33 protein-coding genes are annotated in these 21505 nt (G+C 64.9%); 5 read left to right on the plus strand and 28 right to left on the minus strand.

All coding sequences use genetic code 11. The features are described from left to right. Positions 1–356: 356 nt before the first annotated feature. The 20 genes from ACQR1B_RS25140 to ACQR1B_RS25235 form a co-directional block, all read right to left on the minus strand. Positions 357–815, minus strand: coding sequence for a group II truncated hemoglobin (locus ACQR1B_RS25140; protein ID WP_434834927.1), 459 nt, complete (start codon positions 813–815; stop codon positions 357–359). 16 nt (positions 816–831) lie between these two features. Next, positions 832–999, minus strand: coding sequence for a hypothetical protein (locus ACQR1B_RS25145; protein WP_012045790.1), 168 nt, complete (start codon positions 997–999; stop codon positions 832–834). Positions 1000–1010: 11 nt separating this feature from the next. Then, on the minus strand, positions 1011–1325 hold the full coding sequence (locus ACQR1B_RS25150; protein WP_434834926.1) for a DUF6156 family protein: 315 nt from the start codon (positions 1323–1325) through the stop codon (positions 1011–1013). A gap of 38 nt (positions 1326–1363) precedes the next feature. Continuing rightward, complete coding sequence (locus ACQR1B_RS25155; protein WP_434834925.1) at positions 1364–1576, minus strand: hypothetical protein; 213 nt, start codon at positions 1574–1576, stop codon at positions 1364–1366. Between the two features lie 12 nt (positions 1577–1588). Next, positions 1589–1897, minus strand: coding sequence for a 2Fe-2S iron-sulfur cluster-binding protein (locus ACQR1B_RS25160; protein WP_434834924.1), 309 nt, complete (start codon positions 1895–1897; stop codon positions 1589–1591). Positions 1898–1933: 36 nt separating this feature from the next. Next, the gene (locus tag ACQR1B_RS25165) at positions 1934–3148 is read right to left on the minus strand and encodes a DegT/DnrJ/EryC1/StrS family aminotransferase (RefSeq protein WP_434834923.1); all 1215 of its coding nucleotides are present in this window, start codon (positions 3146–3148) and stop codon (positions 1934–1936) included. Between the two features lie 2 nt (positions 3149–3150). After that, positions 3151–3411, minus strand: a complete 261-nt coding sequence (locus tag ACQR1B_RS25170; protein WP_434834922.1) for a hypothetical protein — start codon at positions 3409–3411, stop codon at positions 3151–3153. Between the two features lie 17 nt (positions 3412–3428). After that, entirely contained in the window at positions 3429–3785 is a 357-nt protein-coding gene (locus ACQR1B_RS25175; RefSeq protein WP_434834921.1) for a DUF3024 domain-containing protein, read from the minus strand. A 16-nt stretch (positions 3786–3801) separates the two neighbouring features. After that, the gene (locus ACQR1B_RS25180; protein ID WP_434834920.1) at positions 3802–4041 is read right to left on the minus strand and encodes a nitrogen fixation protein NifZ; all 240 of its coding nucleotides are present in this window, start codon (positions 4039–4041) and stop codon (positions 3802–3804) included. Then, complete coding sequence (locus tag ACQR1B_RS25185) at positions 4038–4361, minus strand: nitrogen fixation protein NifZ (RefSeq protein ID WP_009032133.1); 324 nt, start codon at positions 4359–4361, stop codon at positions 4038–4040. Before ACQR1B_RS25185 ends, ACQR1B_RS25180 begins: the two co-directional genes overlap by 4 nt. Next, positions 4358–5131 carry a 4Fe4S-binding leucine-rich repeat protein gene (locus tag ACQR1B_RS25190; protein WP_434834919.1) on the minus strand — a complete coding sequence of 258 codons (774 nt, stop codon included), beginning with the start codon at positions 5129–5131 and terminating at the stop codon, positions 4358–4360. The genes ACQR1B_RS25185 and ACQR1B_RS25190 overlap by 4 nt, the downstream gene beginning before the upstream one ends. Beyond that, positions 5124–5657, minus strand: coding sequence for a hypothetical protein (locus tag ACQR1B_RS25195; RefSeq protein WP_284423611.1), 534 nt, complete (start codon positions 5655–5657; stop codon positions 5124–5126). The genes ACQR1B_RS25190 and ACQR1B_RS25195 overlap by 8 nt, the downstream gene beginning before the upstream one ends. Before the next feature lie 9 nt (positions 5658–5666). Then, complete coding sequence (locus ACQR1B_RS25200) at positions 5667–5996, minus strand: HesB/IscA family protein (protein WP_434834918.1); 330 nt, start codon at positions 5994–5996, stop codon at positions 5667–5669. A 10-nt stretch (positions 5997–6006) separates the two neighbouring features. After that, positions 6007–6231: a YfhL family 4Fe-4S dicluster ferredoxin gene (locus tag ACQR1B_RS25205; RefSeq protein WP_015665417.1), complete on the minus strand. Its 225-nt coding sequence runs from the start codon at positions 6229–6231 to the stop codon at positions 6007–6009. Between the two features lie 55 nt (positions 6232–6286). Continuing rightward, on the minus strand, positions 6287–7849 hold the full coding sequence (gene nifB / locus ACQR1B_RS25210; RefSeq protein ID WP_008960281.1) for a nitrogenase cofactor biosynthesis protein NifB: 1563 nt from the start codon (positions 7847–7849) through the stop codon (positions 6287–6289). 273 nt (positions 7850–8122) lie between these two features. Continuing rightward, positions 8123–8989 (minus strand): SIR2 family NAD-dependent protein deacylase, encoded by an 867-nt coding sequence (locus ACQR1B_RS25215; RefSeq protein ID WP_434834917.1) that lies wholly within the window; start codon positions 8987–8989, stop codon positions 8123–8125. Further along, the gene (gene nifT, locus ACQR1B_RS25220) at positions 8989–9210 is read right to left on the minus strand and encodes a putative nitrogen fixation protein NifT (RefSeq protein ID WP_012029022.1); all 222 of its coding nucleotides are present in this window, start codon (positions 9208–9210) and stop codon (positions 8989–8991) included. The genes ACQR1B_RS25215 and nifT overlap by 1 nt, the downstream gene beginning before the upstream one ends. Next, positions 9207–10421, minus strand: a complete 1215-nt coding sequence (gene nifS / locus ACQR1B_RS25225) for a cysteine desulfurase NifS (protein WP_434834916.1) — start codon at positions 10419–10421, stop codon at positions 9207–9209. Before nifS ends, nifT begins: the two co-directional genes overlap by 4 nt. A 9-nt stretch (positions 10422–10430) precedes the next feature. Then, positions 10431–10721 (minus strand): NifU family protein, encoded by a 291-nt coding sequence (locus tag ACQR1B_RS25230; protein ID WP_434834915.1) that lies wholly within the window; start codon positions 10719–10721, stop codon positions 10431–10433. Positions 10722–10751: 30 nt separating this feature from the next. Beyond that, positions 10752–11072 (minus strand): HesB/IscA family protein, encoded by a 321-nt coding sequence (locus ACQR1B_RS25235; protein ID WP_015665411.1) that lies wholly within the window; start codon positions 11070–11072, stop codon positions 10752–10754. Positions 11073–11396: 324 nt separating this feature from the next. Between ACQR1B_RS25235 and ACQR1B_RS25240 the strand changes: the two genes are divergently transcribed. After that, entirely contained in the window at positions 11397–12005 is a 609-nt protein-coding gene (locus tag ACQR1B_RS25240) for a hypothetical protein (RefSeq protein WP_434834914.1), read from the plus strand. 85 nt (positions 12006–12090) lie between these two features. On the opposite strand, the gene ACQR1B_RS25245 is transcribed toward ACQR1B_RS25240, so the two are convergent. Then, on the minus strand, positions 12091–12510 hold the full coding sequence (locus ACQR1B_RS25245) for a Rieske (2Fe-2S) protein (RefSeq protein ID WP_434834913.1): 420 nt from the start codon (positions 12508–12510) through the stop codon (positions 12091–12093). A gap of 198 nt (positions 12511–12708) precedes the next feature. Here ACQR1B_RS25245 and ACQR1B_RS25250 point away from each other — a divergent pair, with 198 nt between their 5' ends. From ACQR1B_RS25250 to ACQR1B_RS25265, 4 genes are all read left to right on the plus strand, one after another. Then, entirely contained in the window at positions 12709–13167 is a 459-nt protein-coding gene (locus ACQR1B_RS25250) for a hypothetical protein (RefSeq protein WP_434834912.1), read from the plus strand. Between the two features lie 53 nt (positions 13168–13220). Further along, complete coding sequence (locus ACQR1B_RS25255) at positions 13221–14072, plus strand: sulfurtransferase (RefSeq protein WP_434834911.1); 852 nt, start codon at positions 13221–13223, stop codon at positions 14070–14072. Positions 14073–14103: 31 nt separating this feature from the next. Beyond that, the gene (locus tag ACQR1B_RS25260) at positions 14104–14421 is read left to right on the plus strand and encodes a hypothetical protein (protein ID WP_284423601.1); all 318 of its coding nucleotides are present in this window, start codon (positions 14104–14106) and stop codon (positions 14419–14421) included. 299 nt (positions 14422–14720) lie between these two features. Continuing rightward, positions 14721–15872: an IS110 family transposase gene (locus ACQR1B_RS25265; protein ID WP_434833420.1), complete on the plus strand. Its 1152-nt coding sequence runs from the start codon at positions 14721–14723 to the stop codon at positions 15870–15872. A 671-nt stretch (positions 15873–16543) separates the two neighbouring features. Here ACQR1B_RS25265 and hspQ read toward each other — a convergent pair. From hspQ to nifE, 7 genes are read right to left on the minus strand one after another with little or no spacing between them, the layout of a single operon-like run. Next, a complete protein-coding gene (gene hspQ / locus ACQR1B_RS25270; protein WP_434834910.1) occupies positions 16544–16870 on the minus strand; it encodes a heat shock protein HspQ in 327 nt (108 codons plus the stop codon). A 10-nt stretch (positions 16871–16880) separates the two neighbouring features. Next, positions 16881–17168: a ferredoxin III, nif-specific gene (fdxB, locus tag ACQR1B_RS25275; protein ID WP_434834909.1), complete on the minus strand. Its 288-nt coding sequence runs from the start codon at positions 17166–17168 to the stop codon at positions 16881–16883. A 23-nt stretch (positions 17169–17191) separates the two neighbouring features. Then, the gene (locus tag ACQR1B_RS25280) at positions 17192–17392 is read right to left on the minus strand and encodes a CCE_0567 family metalloprotein (RefSeq protein ID WP_012045814.1); all 201 of its coding nucleotides are present in this window, start codon (positions 17390–17392) and stop codon (positions 17192–17194) included. A gap of 16 nt (positions 17393–17408) precedes the next feature. Further along, a complete protein-coding gene (locus ACQR1B_RS25285) occupies positions 17409–17879 on the minus strand; it encodes a NifX-associated nitrogen fixation protein (RefSeq protein WP_434834908.1) in 471 nt (156 codons plus the stop codon). A 10-nt stretch (positions 17880–17889) separates the two neighbouring features. Further along, positions 17890–18285 carry a nitrogen fixation protein NifX gene (gene nifX, locus ACQR1B_RS25290; RefSeq protein WP_434834907.1) on the minus strand — a complete coding sequence of 132 codons (396 nt, stop codon included), beginning with the start codon at positions 18283–18285 and terminating at the stop codon, positions 17890–17892. Between the two features lie 25 nt (positions 18286–18310). Then, positions 18311–19708: a nitrogenase iron-molybdenum cofactor biosynthesis protein NifN gene (gene nifN, locus ACQR1B_RS25295; RefSeq protein ID WP_434834906.1), complete on the minus strand. Its 1398-nt coding sequence runs from the start codon at positions 19706–19708 to the stop codon at positions 18311–18313. 10 nt (positions 19709–19718) lie between these two features. Further along, positions 19719–21392, minus strand: coding sequence for a nitrogenase iron-molybdenum cofactor biosynthesis protein NifE (nifE, locus tag ACQR1B_RS25300; protein WP_434834905.1), 1674 nt, complete (start codon positions 21390–21392; stop codon positions 19719–19721). Positions 21393–21505: the final 113 nt, after the last annotated feature.

Here is a 21505-nt window from a genome sequence, read left to right on the forward strand (position 1 = left end):
AGCCCCATCGACTTCAGCTCGTGTGGTCTCCTCATCCCACTGGGTCTATGATCGTTTCAGGACACACCCCACCCTACAGATTGAGTAAAGTAGTTGGTCACGCGTTTGCGCTGTGCGATACTGCGCCCTCTCCCCTTGTGGGAGAGGGCATCTCCGATCCATCCGCGTAATCAGTTGGGTGAGGGGTCTGCCTCCGCAAACAATGCTCGTGGAGACAGACCCCTCACCCGACCGCATGTGTCGCTCTGTCATACAAGCCCTCTCCCACAAGGGGAGAGGGCGCATTCATGAGCACCGCAGCTCATCCTTCGATTTTCGCCACTGGATGATTTCAGTACTGGCTGCGGCGGATCACCTCACGGCCGTGCCGCGCGCGCATCGTGCGGGTTGCCGGCCTGGTTGCGCATCCAGTCGGCGAGCTTGGTCATGGCGTTGTCGACGTCCTGCCGCGCCCGGGCGTCGGTCACCGTCTCCTCGAGGGCGCCGCGCATGCAGAGCAGCCAAGCGTCGCGCTCGGCGTTGCCGATGGCAAATCCCATGTGGCGCTGGCGCAGCCGCGGATGGCCCTTTTCCGGCGAATACAGTTTCGGGCCGCCGAGCCATTCCGAAAGGTAGCGCTTCAGAACATGCTTGATCGGCCCGAGATTGGTGCCGTGCATGTCGCGGATGTCCTTGGCTTCCGCCAGCGTGTCCATGCGGTGGTAGAACGACTCGACCAGGCGATCGATCACGACCGCGCCGCCGATACGTTCATAGGGTGTCACGACCGGTCCTGCCTCCGCCGTTTCGGTCTCTGAAGTGCCCGCATCCGCCATCCGGCCGTTCCTGTCTCTACTCGTCCAAGCTCGGCTGCAGGATGACCTCAGCCGGAGCGCCGGGTCCCTGCTCGTCGACGAGCTCCAGCGCGTCGACCCGCGACAATCCGGCGCCGCTGTCCATCAGCACGATAGCGTCCCTGGGCATGCTGGCAAGGGCCTCGATCAGCTTGGCAACGGTCACGAGCCCCCTCCTCACGCAGCGTCTTGCGCGGTCAGCGCCACGCCATTCTCGTCGAAACTCAGCGTCGCCGGCTCTTCGTCGAGCATCACGATCTCGGCCCGGCGCAGCGTCCCGTTGGGATGGTAGCTGTAGCGATGGGTCAACTCGATCTCGCCATAGACGACCTTGTCGAAACCGGTCAGCGCCCCCGCGGCATCGTAATAGCCACGGATGAAGGTATTGCGGTTCGACAGCTGCTCCGGCGCGATCGCCGTGACCAGCCGCAGCGGCAGCTTGACGCCCGTATACGAGACGAAGAATCGACAATCCTGCCCTGTATCCGTCATCGCGCCGCCGCTTCAGCCGAACATCCGCAACGCAGCCGTCACGAGACGGCTGCGATCTTCAGCGCATCGATCTGATCGCGCGCGGCCTTGAACACGCCGCGGCCGCCGGCGAAGGTCTGGTAGGCCTTCATCCCGATCGCTTCGCTGAGCTTGTCGAACCATTGCTGCGGCGTCAGGCCGACCGGCCGCTCGCTGATTTCGGCCACCGTGCCGTCGTTGGCAAAGCGGACATGAAGCGTCACGTTGTCCATCTGATCCTCCCGTTACAGACCCGAGCTGAAGCCCAGGAGCTCGATCTTGACGTTCTCGGTGCCGAGGATCGTCGCCTGACAGGCGAGCCGCGACTTCGAGCCGACGCCGACGATGGTATCCAGCTTCTCGTTCTCGAGCTTGGAGACCTTCGACACGCCCTTGCGCCCTTCCTGCAGGAAGATATGGCAGGAGCCACACTTCGCCTGGCCCTCGCATTTGTGCGGGATCTCGACCTCTGCGCCCAGCAGCGCTGCGAGAATGGTGGTGCCCTCGCCCACCTCGATCGTCTCGCCCGAAGGCATTACCGTCAATGTCGCCACTTGGTTTCTCCTCTTCCAGTTTGAGATCAGAACTCGTCAGTAGATCGCCGCGCCCGCCCCGACATTGACCGAAGCGTCCTTCATGGTCGCGACGATGAAGGCGATCTGGTCGGTGGTGAGGTGGACGTGGAACGGCAGAGCCACGACGCGATCGGCGACCTTCTCAGTCACGAGGCAGTCGCCACGCCGATAGCCCATGTTGAAATAGTGCCGCTGCAGATGCAGGGGATTCGAATAGGCGACGGCCTCGACCTGCTCGACCCTGAGATCCTCGACGATCGAGTCGCGGCTCGACTTCGAGAACCGCGTGCCCAGATGGACTTGGTAGAGGAACCAGTTCACCTCGGTGACATCTGGCCCGACATAGGGATCCTTGATGCCCTCGAACGACTGCACCTGGCTGTAATAGATCTGCTCGATCAGCCGGCGGCGCTCGAGGATCTCCTCGATCCGCCTGAGCTGCGCGAGCCCCAGCGCCGCGGTGACGTCGCTCATCACCGCCTGGTGCGACGGGCTGCTGTTGACGACGACCGACGCGCGCTCGTCGAGACGGTGGGAGCGATGGCGGCGGACGGCAACCGCGATGTCGATATCGTCGGTGACGACCATGCCGCCCTCGCCGCAGGTCAGCGCGAACGGCTGCGAGAAGTCGAACACCGAGGCGGCACCGAAGGTGCCAACCAGCGCGCCCTGATACTTCGAGCCGATGGCTTCCGTGGAGTCCTCGATCAGGGGCAGATTGTGCGCCTTCGCGATCGCCTGCAGCTCCGACCATTTGGCCGGGTGGCCGTTGGTGTTTCCGGCCAGGATGGCCTTGGTCTTCTCCGTGAGCCGCGCCTCGATCTTGCTCGGCGCTAGCGTGCCTGAGTAGTAGTCGATATCGACAAAGACCGGCTTGGCGCCGACGATGCTGATCGCGTGCGCGACCTCGCGGAACGAATAGGACGACGCGATCACCTCGTCGCCGGGACCGACCCCGAGCGCCTTCAGGACGAGCAGCAGGCCGAGCGTTCCAGTCGGGACCGCGATGGCATATTTGCGCCCGAGATAGGCGGCGAACGCCGCCTCGAATTCCTCGACGAGCGGTCCTGTGGACAGGCGCGGCGAGCGCAACGTCGCCTCCACCGCCGCGATCTCCGCCGTCGTGATGTCTGGATCAGACAATGGGATGAAGTCGGAGCCGACCGGCGTCAGCTCGGCCTCGTCCTGCTCCTGTCGATCGGCATCATGCACCAGATAGGGTTTGGTCATGATCAGCCTCGCTTGGCCAGGATCAGGCCGGTGGCCTGGGCAGGATCGTCGGTCACCCCAGCGCAATGCTCGCTGGCGTCGAGCAGATGCAGGTCGAACGCGGCGTAGCTGCGGAACGGCGCCTCGGTGACATCGGAGGCATCGCACCGCGTCAGAACCAGCTTGGGAAAGCGGCGGCGCAGCTCGCCGAACGCGGTGCTGCCGGCGTCAGGTTGCTCAAGGACCTGTGCAATCTCATTCAGTTCCTGCTCGGCCAATGCCATCTCACCCGTCCTCCTCGTTACTGCCAGAATATCCGCTCGGGATCGGCGTTCAGCTCGTCGACCGCCGCGGTCAACCGCTGGTGCACGCTGTGCAGCTCCCAGATCCCCTGCGCGTGATCTCTCCAGAACAGCTTCCACATTGTCTTCGCGGGATCATGCCGCAGCAGCGCGACGTCGATCACTCCGCCGTCCTTGTCGATGTTGCGCGAGCAGCACGGACTCTGGACGTGATAGCCTTCATCGACCGGCGATACCGTCGGCTCGACATAGCGGTAGCGCTTGCGCGACTTCAGCGCGCGCTCGATCCGCTTGCGATCCAGGTCGTTCGGATGCGCAGGAAGGACGAGGCTGGACTGACGCGCGGTTGCCGCCATGGCTGATCATCGTCCCTCAGACCGGGACGATCTCCTCCTCCAGGCAGCCGACGACGAGCTTCTCGCCGAACTCCACGAGATAAATCGGCATGTTCGCTTCCGTATGGGTGCCGACCTGCACGATCTCGCCGAGATCGCCGACGCCGACCAGCTTGGCCTCGGCCGGCGCATTCGGAAACGAGCCGTCGTTGACGAGATCGATCAGCGCCTTCACGCGCTGACCCCATTGGTATTTCGGCAGGCGCGGCTCGATCATGATCTATAGGCTCCCGGCAGCGGCAGCTCGTCCTCGGCTTCCCCGCGGGGAACAGTGGATTCGAGCTCCTTGCGTTTCATGCCGACGCGGTTCCCACTTTCGAGAAACTCGACGCCGTAGATGTAGAATTGCTGCAGGAAGGTTCCGATCGAGACGACGTAGCCGATCTCGCCCTTCTTCGCGAGAATCTCGCCGATCTCCTTGCCCGCATAGGTGCCGTCGTTGCGGATGGTGCGCTTCGCCTTCACCTTCTCGCCGAACGTGAAATACGGCGGCGCCGACAGCTCGACGACCTCGCTGTCACGAACGATGTTGCTCATGCCGGTTTCTCCATCGCAGCTCCAGAACGGCTCTCGAGCCGGCCGCGCGCCATCTCCTGCACCAGCGGATCCTCGTCCCGCGCAAGCTCGGCGAGCTCGCCGAGCGGAATCCGGCTCGCAACTTCATGACGCACGCGCCAGTCGGCATCCTTGCGCATCGCCGTCAGCAGATCAGGCGCCAGGCGCTCGGCGATCTCAAGCCGCACCCGCGCGTCGGGGTCGCTGATCATCCCGAGCAGCCAGTCGCTCGGGATGCGCCGAGCAACGACGCGGCGGACCTCGGCCTCCGGGTCTCCCATCATGCGGCCGAGCACCGACGGCACGATGCGACGCGCGACGACGAGGCGGACGTAATAGTCGTCGTCCATCATCATCGGCATCAAATCTTCCGGATCGAGCACGGTCGCGATGCGGATGCGCACCTCGCGATGCGGATCGTGGCGCAGCCGCAGCACCAGCCGCTTCGGCAGCCGCCGGGCCGCATTCCAGCGCACGGTCTCCTCGGGATCGTCGAGCAGCGGCGGCAGATAGAACGGGCTGGCATGCTTGGCCGCAATCGCCCGCACCTCGAAATGCGGATGCTTGACATAATCGTTGGCGAGCGCCGGATTCCAGTTGAAGAAGCGGTCGATGCGCCGGGCGTAGCGGTCGTGTACACAGGCGTGGCGGAGCTTGCAGCCGCCGGCCGCGTTCAGCTGCTCGTGAGCACAGCCGCTACAGTTGATCTCGTTGCCCTGCCAGTCGATGGCTTCGTCGATGTCGTCACTCATCGTCGAGCTCCACCCGGTCGACCACCTCGAGCAGGACCCGCGCGCCGATCTTGTCGCTCGGATCGAGGTCGAGCAGCTTCTGTACCGCGAGCCGCCCTTCCACGAGATTGCCGAGCCGCATCTGCAGGTAGGCGTAGCCCTTCAGCGTGAACATGAAGAAGCGCGGCAGCATGTGATCGAAGCTGCCGAACTCGGCATGCTCCGGGCGGACGTCGCGCCAGTGCGGCGGCAGATGATTTTCGACCGCGGCCTTGGCGAGGCAGCGCTTGGCGATCCGCAGCGCGTCGTTCAGCCGCCCCTTGTAGAAATAGAAGCGGTAGAAGCCGATCAGGACCGCAGCGTGGTCAGGCGCCAGCGCCTCCGCCTGCTTCAGATGCGTCTCGGCGACATCATCGACTTGATAGCTCTGGCCGGCCAGCCAGAGATGATGCTCGGCCTCCTCGGGCAGGCCGCCACCAAGCAGCGCATCCGCAAGCAGCGCGTCCTCGATGGCAGTCTGGGAGCTGGGCCGGGCATCGGTGGGCATGGTGCTGTCCTAGTGCTCCAGGGCCTTCAGGGCATGGGTCGAGCACGAGACCTGCTTCGGGTCGTGGAACACGAGTCCGGTCTGGGTCGCGGTATCCGCGAAGTCGATGGTGACGCCGTCGAGCAGCAGCCGACTCTCGGCCGGCAGGAAAAGCTTGACGCCGTCGCGCTCGACCACGGCATCGCCGGGCTGCGGCGCAGCCAGCACGCTGATGTCGGCGGCCAGACCCGAGCAACCGCCGGGCGACACGGCGAGGCGGAAGCCCGAGCCGGCGGTGCCGTCGGCCCGCAGCATCATGCGCATGAACTTCTGCGCAGCTGGCGTGAGCGTGAAATTCATCGGGGTCTCCTCAGGCCGGCGGCTGGTAGCGCGGGAACGAATTGTCGATGACGCAGGTGTTGTCGACCGGGCAGACCGCCGCGCATTGCGGCTCGTCGAAATGGCCGAGACACTCGGTGCACTTCTTGGGGTCGATCACGAAGGTGCCGTTCTTCTCGGAGATCGCCACATTCGGACATTCGGGCTCGCAGGCCGAGCAGCTCGTGCACTGCGACGCAATGATCTTCAACGTCATGAATAGCTCCTGTCGAAAGGGACCGGCGGCGCCGCAGCGCCGCCGGGGTCGGATGTCACGCTGCCGAGGTCAGAGCGCCCTGGCGGATCTCGGCGTCGCCGCGCACGACGTGCTGGATCTCGCCGCTGTTGACCTTGTCGAGATAGCTCTTGAACCAGGCGATCGCCGACTTCTCGATGAACTCATGGGCGAACTGGTCGACCGGCTCGATGCCGGCGGCCTGCAGGTCGCTCTTCGGACAGCCGCCGATCTTGGCCACGAACACCGCATGGCAGTCGTTGATGGCGCGGATCACGGTCTCCAGGCTGTCCTCGTCGCCATAGCCGCCCTGGCAGTACAGGTCGACGCGGCGGTGGCCGACGAACTTCGCACCGGCGGTGGAAAGCTCGTAGACCTGGAACTCCTTGGCGTGGCCGAAATGCTCGTTGATCAGGCCCGAGCCCTTGGTCGCGACCGCCACCAGCAGCTTGATGTCGCTGGACTGGCCGGCGAGCGAGGCGAGCTCCTCCTGCCGGGCGACGACCTTGGCGACGCGCTCACTCTCGACCGCTTCCTGATAGGCCTTGCGGCTGTCGATGTCGTAGTTCACCTCCATCGCCATGATCTTGTCGGTGGTGAACTCGGCGGAGCGATCCTCACCGAGCAGGCCGACGGCGTCGGCGCGGCACTGGCGGCAATGCCGCATCATGTTCATCTCGCCTTCGCACTCGTCCTGCAGCGCCTTCAGCTCCTGCGCGGTCGGGCCGCGCTGGCCGGTCAGGCCGAACACGGTGCCGTGCTCGGGCGAGGAGATCAGCGGCATGATGTTGTGCAGGAAGGCGCCCCGCGACTTCACCGCCTTGTTGACCTCGACGAGGTGCTTGTCGTTGACGCCGGGGATCATCACCGAGTTGACCTTGCAGAGGATGCCGCGCTCCGTCAGCATCTCCAGGCCCTGCAGCTGGCGATCGGTGAGCAGCTTGGCGGCCTCGACACCGGTGTAGCGCTTGTGCTTCCAGAACACCCACGGATAGATCTTGGCGCCGATCTCGGGATCGACCATGTTGATGGTGATCGTGACGTGGTCGACGTTGAAGCCGGCGATGGTGTCGACATGGTCGGGCAGCGCGAGGCCGTTGGTCGACAGGCAGAGCTTGATGTCGGGCGCGGTGCGCGCGATCAGCTCGAAGGTCTTGAACGTCTTCTCGGGGTTGGCGAGCGGATCGCCGGGGCCGGCGATGCCCAGCACGGTCATCTGCGGAATGGTCGAGGCGACAGCGAGCACCTTCTTGGCGGCCTGTTCCGGCGAGAGCTTCTCGCTGACCACGCCCGGACGCGACTCGTTGGCGCAGTCATATTTGCGGTTGCAGTAGTTGCACTGGATGTTGCAGGCGGGCGCGACGGCGACGTGCATGCGCGCATAGTGATGATGCGCCTCTTCGCTGTAGCAGGGATGGTTCTTCACCTTCTCCCAGATCTCCGGGGGCAGGTCGTTCTCGCCGGCGCCCGAGCCGCAGCTCGCTTTGCCGCTGCCGCCCGAGGTGCCGCAGCCCTTGTGTTCTGCGATGGTCTGCATCACCGAGCTCAGCTTGTCGCCGTCCGGTATCGTCGCCTGTTCGTGCTGCACTGACGCGTCCATGTCCGCTCCTTAACGTTGCTGGCGAGCCGCAAACCGCCTTGGCTTAGGGTTCAGCAACTCGCGTGCCACGCCGCGGACAAGATCATTTCATCGGACTATCAACGTGTTAGCAGACCGGCCGCGGCTGTCGCCTTGCCAACATGCGAGAGGCTCGCGATCTGGCCGTTGTTAGAAACGTTACAGACTCTCGTTCGTGCGCGACGAATGACGGCTCGAACAGCGAAACAGCGCGGCTTGCGCCGCGCTGCCCAATGGTCCGATCGGCTGTTTCGTTCAGCCGCCGATGATGATCTCGGTCGCCCGTGCCAGCGGAATCGCGATCGGCGTCAGCCGCTCTGCGATGAAGAATTTGAGCTCGTTCTTCGACAGCGTGTCCGGCTCGACCAGGACGTAGTGCTCGGTGCCGGAGCGCTTGATGACCTGGCGACCATAGGTCCGCAGCAGCTGGTCGTTGAAGCGGCAGCCGATGAACAGGAAGCTGCGATCAGTGCGGCGATCCTTCACCGTGTCGGGAATCGGCGTCTGGATGTCGATGTCGGTCAGGACCTCGACATAATCGGCGTCGGTAATCAGGAAGTTCTTGGCGGGCGTGATGCCACCATGCGGCTTGTAAAGCAGCGTGCTCCAGCCGCCGGCTTTTTCTCGATCGGCCTCGGCGCCGCCGGCATCGTAGAAGCGATACCAGCGGTCTTCGCCAATGCCGGCGCGGGTGATGCCCTGCACCTCGCCCCAGTCGCCGCGCCCGGCCAGCGCCGTCCGCATCGCGCCGTCATACCAGCTGTCGACGATCATCGGCAGCGACAGCGACGCCAGATGCTGCTGCAGCGGTGTCGGCGCGACGGGCGCTGCGAACGCCTCCGCCATCAGCGCCGTCACCGTGGAGCGATGGCGCGTGCTCTCGATGTGCTGGGCGGAGGCCCAGGCATTGCCCTTGGCCCGGCGCGGCAGCGCCACCTTGGTGCCGAAGAACGCCGCCAGCGCCTCCGGATTCATCGGCACGGCAGCGCCGGACTGTTCCGACACCGCAGGCCCGAGAAACGGAACGACCTTGCCAGCCTTGAGCTTGGCGACGACATCCTTCAGCAGCGCCTCGGCGTCAGCCTGCTTGATGATGTCGATATGTGGAAGTGGCGCGTTCATCACTCGTCCCCTTCTCCCCCGCGCTTGCGCGCATTGATCGTGATCGGCAGCCGCGTGTCGGCGGCCATCTGCGGCAGCTCGAGCACCCAGCCATTGGCGATGCGGATCCAACCGCCCCACAGCGTCTCGTGCTCGGTCTCGACGATCGGCTCCTCCAGGTCCTTTTTCGGGACATAGATGGAGAGGCCGGTTTCCGGCGAGCGGCGGATCATGACTTTCATTGCGTGAGCTCCGTGGGACGAAGGGCGTCCGCCGCATTCGACGGGTGATGCTGCAGCCAGGCCGGCGACGTCTCGCGCAACCGGCTGACGATGTCGGGCAGGACGGCCAGCACGCGATCGATGTCGTCATCGGTCGTGTCGCGCGACAGCGAGAAGCGGACGGCGCCGCGCAGCAGATCCGGCGGCACGTTCATCGCCCTGAGCACATGCGACGGCTCCATCGAGCCGGAGGCGCAGGCGGAGCCGAGCGAAGCGGCGATCCCGGCTTGGTTCAGCCGCATCACGATCGGCTCGCCTTCGAGATGCTGGAAGGCAATGTTGGCGGTGTTCGGCAGCCGCTGCTCGACATCACCGAGCGCGGCGCAGTGGCCGACGCCCTGAATGATGCCCTGCTCCAGCCGGTCGCGCAGCGCGCGCACCCGCCCCTGCTCGTCAGCGAGATGTTTGGCGGCGAGCTCGGCAGCTTTGCCCAGGCCGATGATGGCGGGAACGTTCTCGGTACCACCGCGACGGCGGCGCTCCTGCGGTCCGCCGCGCACCAGCGGCGCGAACGGTGTCCCCTTCCGGACATACAGCGCACCGATGCCCTTGGGCCCGTGCAGCTTGTGTCCGGACAGCGACAGCATGTCGACGCCGGCGGATTTCAGATCGATCGCGATCTTGCCCACCGCCTGCACGGCATCGGTATGAAACAGCGCACCCGTATCATGCGCCAACTTGGCCAGCTCCGGAATGGGATTCAGCGTGCCGGTCTCGTTGTTGGCCCACATCACCGAGGCGATCGCGGTGCGCGACCCGAGTGCGCGCTTGTAGGCTTCGAGATCGAGCCGGCCGGAATCATCGACGCCAATCAGATGCGCCGTGACGCCGCGCTTGTCCCTGAGATATTCAACGAGCGACAGGATCGCGGGATGCTCCACCGCCGTGGTGACGATCTCGTTGCGCCCCTCTTGCGTCTCAAGCGCCGACAAGATCGCGGTATTGTCTGATTCCGTTCCACCCGAGGTGAGGACGATCTCGTGGTCGAAGGCGGCGCCCAGCAGCGCCTGCAGGCTCTTGCGCGCCCGGCGGACGGCGCCCGCGACCTCGCTGCCGAAGGCATGCGAGGACGACGCGTTGCCGAACTGGTCGGTGAAGAACGGCAACATCGCCGCGACGACTTCCGGGTCGACGCGTGTCGTGGCGTTGTTGTCGAGGTACACCGGACGCAAGACCGCTCCTTAATGCCGCGCCTTGGGTGCGCCGGCCACCGGAACGAGGCGAACGAACTCGCCGAGCTTCTCGATCATGCGGGCCTGGATGCCTTCCAGGGTCGCGCTGGCGAGCTTGCAGAAGATGCAGGCGCCGGCGAGCTTGACCATGATCTTGTTGCCGTCGATCTCGACGAGCTCGCAATCGCCGCCGTCGCGCTTGAGGTTCGGACGGACCTCCTCGATCACGGCCCGGATGATCCGCTCGCGCTCGCTCATCTGGGCCGGCGCTTCGACGATGCCCTGGGATTCGACCAGCATGATGTCACTTCTCTCGAATGTTTTAAGGGATCAGGCGAACGACTTGCCGCAGCCGCAGCTCGACTTCGCGTTGGGGTTCTCGAAGGTGAAGCCGGAGCCCTCCAGCGCGATCACGAAATCGATCGTCGTTCCTTCGAGATATTCGAGGCTCTTGTGATCGACGAGCACGCGCACGCCCTCGCGCTCGATCACGGTGTCCTCCGCCTCGCTGCCGCTGACGAGGCCCATGTTGTATTTGAGCCCGGCGCAACCGCCGGCTTCGACCATGATCCGCAAGCCATCCACCGGCTTGTCGGAGGTCGTGATCGCGTTGCGGACGGCATTGATGGCGCTGTCGGTCAGGTTGATCATCGTCGCTTCGCCTTTCCTGTTCGGCTGTTGCGAATGAGATTGGCAAGTCCCGTGCCACGCAGCAATTGGCTGAAAGCACTCGCCTTTTTGCGTCGGCGCTGTGGCGTTTGCGACGCGTGTCAGCTTTCCGACACGGACGATTTCCGCCGCGTCGCGAACGGGCAGAAGCGATGTCGCGGCGGAAATCCGACAATGGGCCGAGGCCGCCGGCGAAAGACCAAGCAAATCAACGCGGCACAGACATCGGCAGACAATTTGCATCACGGCCCTTTTGACCGCGCCGTGCGGCGAACGGCTGACAAGGACATGCGAGGGGATTTGCTGATGACGACATTGGAGAAGACGGTTGCGATCGAGACCACCGCGCTCGCGCAGCTCGACAAGGACGGACGGCTGCTCAACGCCGTTCTGAAGTCGCCCACCACCAAGCCCGGCCGCTTCGGCTTCCGCGGCGACATCGCGCTGAAATTCCAGACCCAGGTGGCCGACGAGAAGCGTCCGCCGGACTTCTCGATCGAGCAGGTGCTGACGATCGTGAACGACGGCGAGGCCACCATCCCGGTGCTCGTCGGCTACATCCACTCCCTGGCCTATCTCGAGACCGCGGTGGAGGTGCTCCAGGGTCTGCTGCGGCCCGACGGCAGCTACTTCATGTTCTGCAACAACATCGACCTCCTGGCGAAGTATCGCATCAAGATGGGCGACGTGACGTTCTATGTGCTGCCCTGCGACGAATCCACGGTGTGGAAGGAGATGCTGGACCTGCTGTCGATCGACAAGAACGACATCAAGAAGCTCGACACCGCCGGCAAGCTCGACTACGTGCTCGACGCGGCCCGGGACTTCAACGAGAGCTATGACCTCGTGCCTTACGCCGATGCGCTGGCCAAGATGGAGCCGGTCAAGAACCGCAACGAGAACCGGCCGGTCTGAGGTCGTTCCGATCTTCAATCGATGGTCTTCACGTGCAAGATGAAGTCCCGGCCCTGCCGCCGGGACTTCATCTGAGATCGCAGCCTCAACCTTCCTCGCATTGCAGGCCGGTCTCGTCCTCATCCTCTTCATCCTCGACCAGCGTGACTCCGGTCACGCAGATGTCACCATCGAGGACGGACAGCGCCACCGGCGTGAGACTCTCGCCCTTGCAGGGGCCGTCGACGCAGGTCCCGGTACCGATCTCGAACAGCGAGCCGTGCTTGCCGCAGAGGATGCGCAGGCCGTTACCGTCCAGGAACTGATTGCGCTCCCAGTCGAGATTGACCTTGTCGTGCGGGCACATGTTCAGATAGCCGAACACCTGCTTGCCCCAGCGGATCACGAAGATCGGCCAGGGACGGTGGCTGCCGTCCTCGGCGACGATCATGAGCTGGAAGCCCATCGCGCGGCGGCTCGGGATGTCGTTGAAGCTGCAGATGGCGTAGGCGACGTCGGTCGTCATGTCGGGCTCCATCGATGTCTGGCGCATGTCCGACATTGCCGCTTTCAGCACATCGAGAGCGACGGTCGGCTCGCTGAAGAAGCTCGTTGCAAGATTCGCGCAACTCCGCCCGTCCGGATGTCTTTGTTCGCTGCTGCGAGAGACTGGCACAGAACTTGAAAATTTCTCCTGCAAACGCGCCTTTGTAAGGAGATCGACATGAACGTGACACTGGACTTCGTCGAAAGCTCGCTCGACGACATCAAGGCGGCCCTCGACGGCGGCACGCTGACCGTCTACTCGGTGGCGCGCCCCACGACCGCCGACAAGGCGGTCGACCGCAGCGGCGTACTCGCGACGTTCACCTTCGCCTCTCCCGCCTTCGGCGCGGCGGCCGATGGCCTCGAGCAGCCGAACTTCGTCGCAGCCTCGGTGCCGGCGGCCACGGTCGGCACGCCCGGCTTCGCGCGGGCGCGCAAGGCTGACGGCACCACGGTCGCCGACTTCTCCGCCGGCCCCGGCGAACGCGAGATCAAGTTCACCGAAGTGTCGTGCTCGCCCGGCGCGCCGGTGACCGTCGCGACCTTCAAGATCATCGCCGATGGCGGCTGGCCGGAGCGTCCGGAATATTACGACACCCGTCCGCGTCCGGGCTACCCGATGCCGAAGACGCTCTGACGCATCGGCGCGTCAGCAATCCCGTTGGCTTCACAACAATCGCGAGCGCATGCATGAGCACAGATCCCTCTGACGCCCTGGTCGGCTCCGAATGGCTGGCGCAGCACCTCACCGATCCCGGCATCAAGATCCTCGACTGCACCTGGCATCATCCGAGCACCAATCTCGACGGCCGTACCCAATATCGCGGCCGGCACCTGCCGGGCTCGGTGCATTTCGACATCGACCAGGTCGCCGACAAGACGAATCCGCTGCCGCACATGCTGCCGACGGCGGAGGATTTCGCCCACAAGGTCGGGCTGCTCGGCATCGGCAATGCCGATCGCGTCATCGTCTACGACCGACATTACGGCGGCTCGGCCGCCGGCCGGGTGTGGTGGATGTTTCGCGTGTTCGGGCATGACAATGTCGCGCTGCTCGACGGCGGCTTCGGCAAATGGACCAAGGAGAAGCAGCCCGCCGAAATGACGCCGGTGCGCCCGGCGCCGGCGAGCTTCACGGCCAGCCTCCGGCCCGGCCTGGTCGCGACCACAACCAGCGTGCAGAGCCTGCTGCAAAGCGGCGGCCAGTTGATCGATGCGCGCGGCCCCGGCAAGTTCGACGGCACACAGCCCGACGTGTTCACCTTCAAGCGCCAGGGCCACATTCCCGGCGCCATCAACCTGCCCTGGGCCGACCTGGTCGATCCCGACACCGGCGTGCTGCTGCCGCCCGACGCGCTCGCCGCGCGCCTCACGGCGGCGGGCATCGATCTCGCCAAGCCGATCGTCACCACCTGTGCCTCCGGCATCACCTCCTGCATGCTGGCGCTGGCGCTGTACCGGCTGGGTGTTCCGAACAGCGCCGTCTATGACGGCTCCTGGGCGGAATGGAGCCAGCTTGACGACACGGCAGCGGCGGCGTGATCCAGCTGACAGCAACGACGGGAGTACGAGCATGGCAAAGACCCTGGTCAAGACCACGCAGGACGGCCGCAAGGTCGAGGTGATTGGGCTCGCAATCTGTCTCGAAGGCGAGCTCGAGGCCTTCGAACTGGTCGAGGTCAAACTGCATCCGAACCGGCGCAAGATCTGGGAAGCGGCCCCCGACGCCACCCACATGGCCGGCCGCATCACGCTGACCAAGGACGAAGCCGCCATCGTCGAGGGCGCCTTCGCCGCCGCCCAGGCCGACATCCTCGCCAACCCCGCCGCCATCAACGAACGCTTCCGTATCGCCGCGATGTGGAAGGCGCGGGAACAGGGGATCGAGTAAGCCTCGCATCAACGATCATGGCTTCATGGTTCGAGACACCACGCACGCGGCTCCTCGCCCTGAGGAGCCCGCCGCAGGCGGGCGTCTCGAAGGGCGAGGCCCTACGCTGTAGCCTCATGGTTCGAGACGGCGCTGCGCGCCTCCTCACCATGAGGGTCGAGCGCTGAAAGCGGCGCCGCACATCGGGCATGAGCAACATTCTCGTCGCGATGAACGGGGTTCGTAGATTCCATGGGGGAGCGGTGAGCGAGCCCTTCCGATAGGTTTGGGTTTCCACACTCGAACCCTCGGAGAGTCAGATGCAAGCATCGACCATTGGCACGCCCACCGCCGGAGATACTGGCACGATTTTCGTTGCGATTGAACTGAGCCAGAAGACTTGGCTGATCACGGTGCACAGTCCCGACCAGGGGCGAATGTCGCGATACAAGCTGGAAGGTGGCGATCACGCCGGGCTGCTGGCGTTGATCGCCAAGATACGGGCCCGTGCGGCGCAGAAGCTCGGATTGGAGCCGCGGGTCATGAGCTGCTACGAGGCGGGCTATGACGGCTTCTGGCTGCACCGGCTGCTGGTCGCGGAGGGGATCGGCAACCTGGTGTTCGACCCGGCCAGCATCGCGGTCGAGCAGCGGGCACGGCGGGCGAAGACAGATCGGATCGACGGCGAGCTGCTGCTGCGCACGCTGATGGCCCATTTGCGCGGCGAGCCCCGGGTGGTCCGGATCGTCCGGGTGCCGACGGTCGAGCAGGAGGACGCCCGGCGGGTCAGCCGCGAGCGCGACCGCCTGGTGACCGAACAGACGGCCCACACCAACCGGATCAAGGCGCTGCTGCGGCTGTCAGGCCTGGAGGTCGGCAGCCCGCGGCGCGGCAACTGGCTCACCTGGCTCGAGCAGCAGCGCGATTGGCAAGGGCAGCCGCTGCCGCCCCACGTGATGGCGGAGGTCAAGCGCGAGCATGCGCGCCTGATGCTGGTGCGTGAGCAGCTGGCAACGCTGGAGAAGAGCCTGGCGGCCGCGCAGGCGGCTGACGCTCCCGACGCGATGGCCAAGCGGCGGGAGCAGCTGCAACGCCTCAAAGGGCTCGGGCCGGCCTTCGCCACCACCTTGGTGGGTGAGCTGTTCTACAAGGACTTCCGCAACCGGCGCGAGGTCGCGAGCTATTGCGGCCTGACCCCGAGTCCGTGGAAGAGCGGCGGCATCGATCGCGAGCAGGGCATCAGCAAGGCGGGCAATCCGCACGTCCGCCTGAAGACGATCGAGCTGGCCTGGCTCTGGGTGCGTCATCAGCCGGGGAGCGAGCTCAGCCGCTGGTTCCAGACCCGCACGCTCAACGCCGGCAAGCGCGCCCGGCGCATCGCGATCGTGGCATTGGCGCGCAAGCTCGTCGTGGCGCTGTGGCGCTATCTCGAGACCGGCCTGGTGCCCGAGGAGGCGCTGATGAAGGCGTAAACGAACTTCGCGATCAGGCCCGCGGTTCGCCGCGGTCTTGCGAGGATGGATGACGACCGTGCCACCCTAGGGCTGTACCACCAGCCGTCTTGTAGATGGGTCTCATCCTCTTTGGCTTCTCGCCGCAAGCATGCGGAACAAGGGCCCGGATGCCAAGCATCCGACCGGATATGAGGTGATGCAGCGGACAGCTGCAGGATCTTCGCAAGCCAGTCCTCGACCGAGACCGACGATACCCAGGCCGGACATCGCCCTGCCCACCGCAAAGCCGCCGTCCGCTACGGCGCTATATCGAGAGCGCGCGGACGCCGGCTTCGCTCCACCGAACACACACACTCAAGGAAACCAACCGCCCCTCGAAAAAACAACCCGACCTATCAAACGAGACTTGACTCACAAGACCCCATATGAGGGTGGGCAAAGCCAGCGGGCGGCGCGGAGCGCCGCGCGATGGCGTGCCCACCATGACCATCTCGCGCCGTGGCAAGATGGTGGGCACGGCGCATTAGCTGAATCAGCGTGGAAAGACCGCACAGGCGCCTTTGCCCACCCTGCGGGTTCATCGGCGTCATCGCGAGCGCAGCGACGCGATCCAGAGCTATGCCGGGACTCTGGATTGCTTCGTCGCCTGCGGCTCCTCGCAATGACGCTGGAGTGAGGTGGCGACCGATCTACTGAAAAACCCGCCCGCGGTAGCGATAGCTGCCCTCGTCATCGACGTCGAACAGCTCGCCGATATCGGGATGCTTCACCGGCTCGCCCGAGCCGTCGGCCACCAGGTTCTGTTCGGGCACGTACGCGATATAGCTGCTCTCGCCGCACTCGGCGAGCAGATAGTAGAACGGCTGCTCCTTGTCGAGCCGTGTGTCCATCGTGATGGCGCGCCAGCCCTCCTCCTTCGAGAACGAGAGGTCGACGTCGAACACGACACCGCGCAGATCGTAAACGCGGTGACGGGTCACCTGGCCGATCGTGAATTTCGCTTCCATCCGCACCATGACAGCTCGCTCACGCCGCCGGCGAATGGGTCTGGCAGTTGGTCGGACAGACCCGGGCGCAGGCGCCACAGCCGATGCAGGCCCCGGTGTCGTTCATGACCATGATCTTCTTCTCGACCTCGTCATCCTCGTCGTCGTCGAGCTCGACGAACTCGCCCTCGTCGTTGATGCCCTTCAGGGTCATCACCTCGCGGCCGCACACCTTGTAGCAGCGGCCGCAGCCGATGCACTTGGCGGGATCGATGGCGACCAGATAGTCCGGCCGCCAATCGCGGCCGTCGCGGGTTGAATTGGACATGATGACGGGTCCTTACGATTGGATCACGCGGTTTCGAGCTTCTTCAGCTCGGCCCGCTTCTTCTCCAGCTCGGCGAACGCCTCATGCGCCTTCTGCGCGGTCGGCAGGATCTGGTCCCAATTGATGGGCAGCTCCTCCGACAGGTCGTGCAGGTTCATCTTGGCATCCATGGCGCGGGCCGACAGCTTCTTGATCTCGGCCTTCAATGTATCCAGGTCGCTCATCGTCTCATCCTCGCCGTTAGTAGTTTGCGACGTCCTTGAACTTTTCGATCATCTCGACGCCGGCGTTGACGAACTTGTCGCCCTCGTCGGCCAGCTTGCCGAGATTGTCGAAGCCGAAGCGGTGCACGTCGCGCAGCTGCTTGTTGACCACGATCAGCCGGCCGCCGATCAGCACCATGCGGCCAAAGCCCTCATGGCTCATCTTCAGCATCGGCGAGATCATGACGCCGGTGGCCTTCTCGATCGACAGCGCGATCGCGTTGAAGAACAGCTCCAGCCGCCAGATCGTCTCCGGATCGGGGTCGCCGATGATCGGCAGCGCCCGGCGCTTCTCCTTGTCCAGGATGTAGGGCTCGAGCAGGTCGATGTCCTTCTTGCCCTCCCAGGCGCCATGGGTGTCCTGGGCGCGCCAGACCTTGATGAGTTCCTTGACGAAGGGCCGCTGCTCGGCGGGTACCATTTCGACTGCTACCGCGGTATCGGACATGATGGTTTCCTCATTCCTCGAAATCGAGAACACGTTCCTGGCCCTTGGCCAGCGCCTTGCGCAGCCACGGCGGCGGCGTGCCCGCCAGCACGGCCTGCAGCTTGCCCAGGAGATCGCTGATCTCCTCGGGCTGGGTGACCTTCATCGGATGGATGTTGTTGGCGACGACGCGCGCGGCGCCGGAGCCGCCGATCGCGGCGACATAGAGGATGGCGCAATCCTTGATGGCCTCGATCTTCGGCGCCAGCTTGTCCTCGTTGCCGTCCTCCTTGAGATCGCCGTCGAACTCGACGGTCTCGACGAAGCGATGCCCGGCGGTGTCGACATCGTAGATCGCGATGTTCTTGGCCCAACCGAAATGGGCGTCGACGCGTTTCAGATCCTGGGTAGCGAATGCGACTTTCATGTCGTCGGTCCTTTCTTCTGACACGTCAATGCAGCGGCGCCACGACGGCGGAATCCGGCGATTCCGGCTGGAAATCCTTCCAGGGATCGAGCCAGGTGTCCGGCGTCGGCTGATGATTGTCCTCGCGATCGGCGATGATGAGATTGGCCAGCGCGAAGACGAGGTCGCGGGTGCCGCGATAGCCGACCGTCAGCAGATGTCCGGCTCCGAGCCGGTCGAACATCGGAAAGCCAATCCGGTAGAACGGAATCTTCAGCCGCGAGGCCGCCTGGCGGCCGTGCGAATGCGTCATCATCAGACCGCAGTCGCGCGCCTTGGCCAAATTCTCCAGATCCTCGAGGTCGCCGATCAGCACTTCCTCGCACGGCATGCGTTCGAGCACCGGCGACTGCGTGGTGGTGATGGCGACCGCGATCTCGGCGCCCATGTCATGCAGCATACTGGCGACGTCGAACAGCAGGTCCGGCTCGGCGCCAATGGCGAGCTTGCGGCCGCCGATGTGGAAATGCGCATCCAGCATCGCGTCAGCCAGTTGGCCGCGCTGCCGGCGATACTTCGCCGGCACCGGACGCCCCGAGATTTCGCTCAGGAAGCTCATGAACTCGTCGTTCGGCAACAGGCCGCAGAGCCGCTCGAACAGCCGGTACGGCACGCCGGTCCTGGCCTGCATCGCCTCCGCCGCCCGCTTCATCTGCGCGCCGATTGCGATCGTCCACGACGCGCTGCCCATGGTCGCGATCTCTTCCAGGCCGATGCCGCCGATCGTGGTCGGCGTGAACTCGTCGGGGATGTGACCGTCGAGCGAGCCGCCGATATCCGGCAGGAACGACGGCTCCAGGCCGAAATCCTCGAAGATGGTCCTGAGCTCCTCGATGTCGCCAGGCGTCAAATGGCAGCCTGGCAGCACGTTGACGCGGGCGGGATCGCGCCGCGACGAGGTCGGCTTGTCGACGAGCACCTCGACCATCTTGGCGACCGTCTTGTCCCAGCCGTCCTGGAAAGCGTCCTTGAAATCGGGCGTCGAGACATAGACCAGCGGATAGGTCGCGAGTTCCGGATGCTTCTCGCGGATCAGCCGGATGTAGCCGTCGACGTCGTCGCCCTTGGTCTCGGTGACGCCAGTCGAGCAGATGCCGATGATCTCCGGCTTCTGCTTCTTGTAGATGTTGAGGATCGCCTGTTCGACATTCTCATAGCCGCCGAGCACGGTGGCGACCTCGCTCATCGCCGTCGTCTGCATCGGCACCGCTTCCTTGAAGTGGCGCACGAACAGGGTCAGGCCGAACGAGGTGCAGCCCTGCGAGCCGTGCAGCAGCGGCATCGCGCCGCGCAGGCCGAGGAAGGCGAACGAGCCACCGATCGGCTGGCTCATCTTGAGCGGATTGACCGCGCAGGCTTTCTTTCCAATGGTGACCTTGCCCATGTGCGCCGCCCTACTCCGCCGCCTGCAGCAGCTCGGCCGGCGCCTTCTGGGCCGCCAGGATGTCCTCCACCCGGCCGGCGCAGGCGCCGCAGCCGCCCGACGCGTTGGTGTGGGTGCGGACGCCGGCGACGTCGCTCAGACCATGAGTCTTGATGGCGTCCTCGATGGTGCCGAGATCGACCGACTTGCAGTGGCAGATCTTCTTGGCCCGGCGCGCGGCTTCGGCCGCAACCGGATCGGCGGCCAGCGCCGCGGCCTCCGCGTTGGCCTGCGCGATCGCCCTCGCCTGCCAGTTATTGTTGGCGGTCTCCCAAGGCGCGCGCTTGCGCAGTTGCTCCCACATCGGGTTGTAGATCGCCTTGTCGATCTCGGCGACCAGCTTGACCATGCCGATATAGCCCATGAAGGCGTGCGAGCGCTCCTGGTTGATGTCGAGCCAGGGCATCGCGGCCTTCAGCGCCACGAACTGCGACTTGCCGCCCGAGAGCATGATGTCGGCCTTGGCGTCCTTGAGCATCTTGTACATCTCGCGCGGCGCCATATCGTCGATCATGTGGGCGTCCTGGCCCATCAGCTCCTTGATACGCTCCTTGTCCTCCTTGGTGGACTTCTTCACGGAGGTGCCGACCAGCTCCATGCCGGCCTCCTGCAGCGCCGCCACCACCGACCACGACTTCACGCCGCCGGTGATCAGCAGTACCTTCTTGCCGGTCAGACGCCTCTTGAACGGCTCGATCGCCGCCCACGCCTTGGCCTCCTCGCGCGCGATCACCGCCTCGGTGCGGTCGAGCAGGTCGGCCGGCGCGCCGCGCTCGACAAGCAGGCGCGCGATCTCGCGCAGCGAGTCCGAGGAATCCTGGATGCCGTAGAACGAGCCCTCGAAGAACGGAATGCCGTAGCGCTCCTCCATCTTGCGGGCGACGTTGATCATCGCCTTGGAGCACACCATCATCGCGGCACGGGCACGGTGCGACGACGCCACGTCCTTGTAGCGACCATCGCCGGAAATGCAGGCGGAGATCCGGATGCCGAGTTCGTCGAACAGCGGCTTCACCTGCCACAATTCGCCGGAGAGATTGTATTCGCCGATGATGTTGAGGTCGTAGGGCGTGGTGACCTCCGGCTCGACCGTGCCGATCACGTGATCGAGCAGCGCCTCGCCGGCGAGCTTGTTGCCGAGGTTCTTCGGGCCGACGAAACCTGGCGAATTGACCGGAATGCAGGGCTTGCCGAACTTGGCCGAGGCCGCCTTGCAGACCGCGTTGATGTCGTCGCCGGTCATGGCGGGCACGCAGGTCTGGTAGACGAAAACCGCCGGCGGATCGTATTTCTCGATAATTTCCTTGATCGCCTTGTACAGGCGCTTCTCGCCGCCGAACACGACGTCGGTCTCGTTGATGTCGGTGGTGAAACCGGTGCGCCAGATCTGCGAGCCCGACGAGGCTGCACCGCGGTTGTCCCAGGAATTTCCTTCGCAGGCGATCGGTCCGTGCACGAGATGCGCGACGTCGGTCAGCGGCTGCAAGGCGACCTTGGCGCCATCGAAGGCGCATCCGCCGGCCGCGCCGCCCGGCTGCAGCTGCTTGGTGCAGCCCTTCTTGCGCTCGGCCTCGGACTTGTTGGCGTTCTTGCCGCAACCCGGCTCGTTGAAGACGTTCTGGATCGTGGCAGACAGCGAGCTCATTGGCTTCTCCTGTTGGCGGACCGTGTGCGCGTCTTTCGAAAGACAGGGCTCGGGCACGAATGCCTCCCCTCGAGCCCTGCTCCCAACATCGAAACGCGGCGGCCCCGGGAGGC

Origin of the sequence: Bradyrhizobium oligotrophicum, from assembly GCF_051168495.1 — a bacterium.
In the GTDB taxonomy this organism is placed as follows: Bacteria; Pseudomonadota; Alphaproteobacteria; order Rhizobiales; family Xanthobacteraceae; genus Bradyrhizobium; species Bradyrhizobium oligotrophicum_A.

Bases quoted from the DNA above. Each gene is read 5' to 3' on its own strand.
- ACQR1B_RS25235 (WP_015665411.1), bottom strand. From the start codon at position 11,072: ATGATCAACCTGACCGACAGCGCCATCAATGCCGTCCGCAACGCGATC.
- ACQR1B_RS25170 (WP_434834922.1), bottom strand. From the start codon at position 3,411: ATGGCATTGGCCGAGCAGGAACTGAATGAGATTGCACAGGTCCTTGAG.
- ACQR1B_RS25285 (WP_434834908.1), bottom strand. From the start codon at position 17,879: ATGTCCGATACCGCGGTAGCAGTCGAAATGGTACCCGCCGAGCAGCGG.
- ACQR1B_RS25215 (WP_434834917.1), bottom strand. From the start codon at position 8,989: ATGAACGCGCCACTTCCACATATCGACATCATCAAGCAGGCTGACGCC.
- ACQR1B_RS25185 (WP_009032133.1), bottom strand. From the start codon at position 4,361: ATGAGCAACATCGTTCGTGACAGCGAGGTCGTCGAGCTGTCGGCGCCG.
- ACQR1B_RS25175 (WP_434834921.1), bottom strand. From the start codon at position 3,785: ATGGCGGCAACCGCGCGTCAGTCCAGCCTCGTCCTTCCTGCGCATCCG.
- ACQR1B_RS25250 (WP_434834912.1), top strand. From the start codon at position 12,709: ATGAACGTGACACTGGACTTCGTCGAAAGCTCGCTCGACGACATCAAG.
- ACQR1B_RS25190 (WP_434834919.1), bottom strand. From the start codon at position 5,131: ATGAGTGACGACATCGACGAAGCCATCGACTGGCAGGGCAACGAGATC.
- ACQR1B_RS25150 (WP_434834926.1), bottom strand. From the start codon at position 1,325: ATGACGGATACAGGGCAGGATTGTCGATTCTTCGTCTCGTATACGGGC.
- ACQR1B_RS25140 (WP_434834927.1), bottom strand. From the start codon at position 815: ATGGCGGATGCGGGCACTTCAGAGACCGAAACGGCGGAGGCAGGACCG.
- ACQR1B_RS25205 (WP_015665417.1), bottom strand. From the start codon at position 6,231: ATGACGTTGAAGATCATTGCGTCGCAGTGCACGAGCTGCTCGGCCTGC.
- ACQR1B_RS25165 (WP_434834923.1), bottom strand. From the start codon at position 3,148: ATGACCAAACCCTATCTGGTGCATGATGCCGATCGACAGGAGCAGGAC.
- ACQR1B_RS25155 (WP_434834925.1), bottom strand. From the start codon at position 1,576: ATGGACAACGTGACGCTTCATGTCCGCTTTGCCAACGACGGCACGGTG.
- nifX (WP_434834907.1), bottom strand. From the start codon at position 18,285: ATGAAAGTCGCATTCGCTACCCAGGATCTGAAACGCGTCGACGCCCAT.
- nifB (WP_008960281.1), bottom strand. From the start codon at position 7,849: ATGGACGCGTCAGTGCAGCACGAACAGGCGACGATACCGGACGGCGAC.
- ACQR1B_RS25260 (WP_284423601.1), top strand. From the start codon at position 14,104: ATGGCAAAGACCCTGGTCAAGACCACGCAGGACGGCCGCAAGGTCGAG.
- nifN (WP_434834906.1), bottom strand. From the start codon at position 19,708: ATGGGCAAGGTCACCATTGGAAAGAAAGCCTGCGCGGTCAATCCGCTC.
- ACQR1B_RS25195 (WP_284423611.1), bottom strand. From the start codon at position 5,657: ATGCCCACCGATGCCCGGCCCAGCTCCCAGACTGCCATCGAGGACGCG.
- nifE (WP_434834905.1), bottom strand. From the start codon at position 21,392: ATGAGCTCGCTGTCTGCCACGATCCAGAACGTCTTCAACGAGCCGGGT.
- ACQR1B_RS25240 (WP_434834914.1), top strand. From the start codon at position 11,397: ATGACGACATTGGAGAAGACGGTTGCGATCGAGACCACCGCGCTCGCG.
- nifT (WP_012029022.1), bottom strand. From the start codon at position 9,210: ATGAAAGTCATGATCCGCCGCTCGCCGGAAACCGGCCTCTCCATCTAT.
- ACQR1B_RS25245 (WP_434834913.1), bottom strand. From the start codon at position 12,510: ATGACGACCGACGTCGCCTACGCCATCTGCAGCTTCAACGACATCCCG.
- ACQR1B_RS25265 (WP_434833420.1), top strand. From the start codon at position 14,721: ATGCAAGCATCGACCATTGGCACGCCCACCGCCGGAGATACTGGCACG.
- ACQR1B_RS25180 (WP_434834920.1), bottom strand. From the start codon at position 4,041: ATGATCGAGCCGCGCCTGCCGAAATACCAATGGGGTCAGCGCGTGAAG.
- ACQR1B_RS25200 (WP_434834918.1), bottom strand. From the start codon at position 5,996: ATGAATTTCACGCTCACGCCAGCTGCGCAGAAGTTCATGCGCATGATG.
- fdxB (WP_434834909.1), bottom strand. From the start codon at position 17,168: ATGTCCAATTCAACCCGCGACGGCCGCGATTGGCGGCCGGACTATCTG.
- ACQR1B_RS25255 (WP_434834911.1), top strand. From the start codon at position 13,221: ATGAGCACAGATCCCTCTGACGCCCTGGTCGGCTCCGAATGGCTGGCG.
- hspQ (WP_434834910.1), bottom strand. From the start codon at position 16,870: ATGGTGCGGATGGAAGCGAAATTCACGATCGGCCAGGTGACCCGTCAC.
- ACQR1B_RS25230 (WP_434834915.1), bottom strand. From the start codon at position 10,721: ATGCTGGTCGAATCCCAGGGCATCGTCGAAGCGCCGGCCCAGATGAGC.
- ACQR1B_RS25280 (WP_012045814.1), bottom strand. From the start codon at position 17,392: ATGAGCGACCTGGATACATTGAAGGCCGAGATCAAGAAGCTGTCGGCC.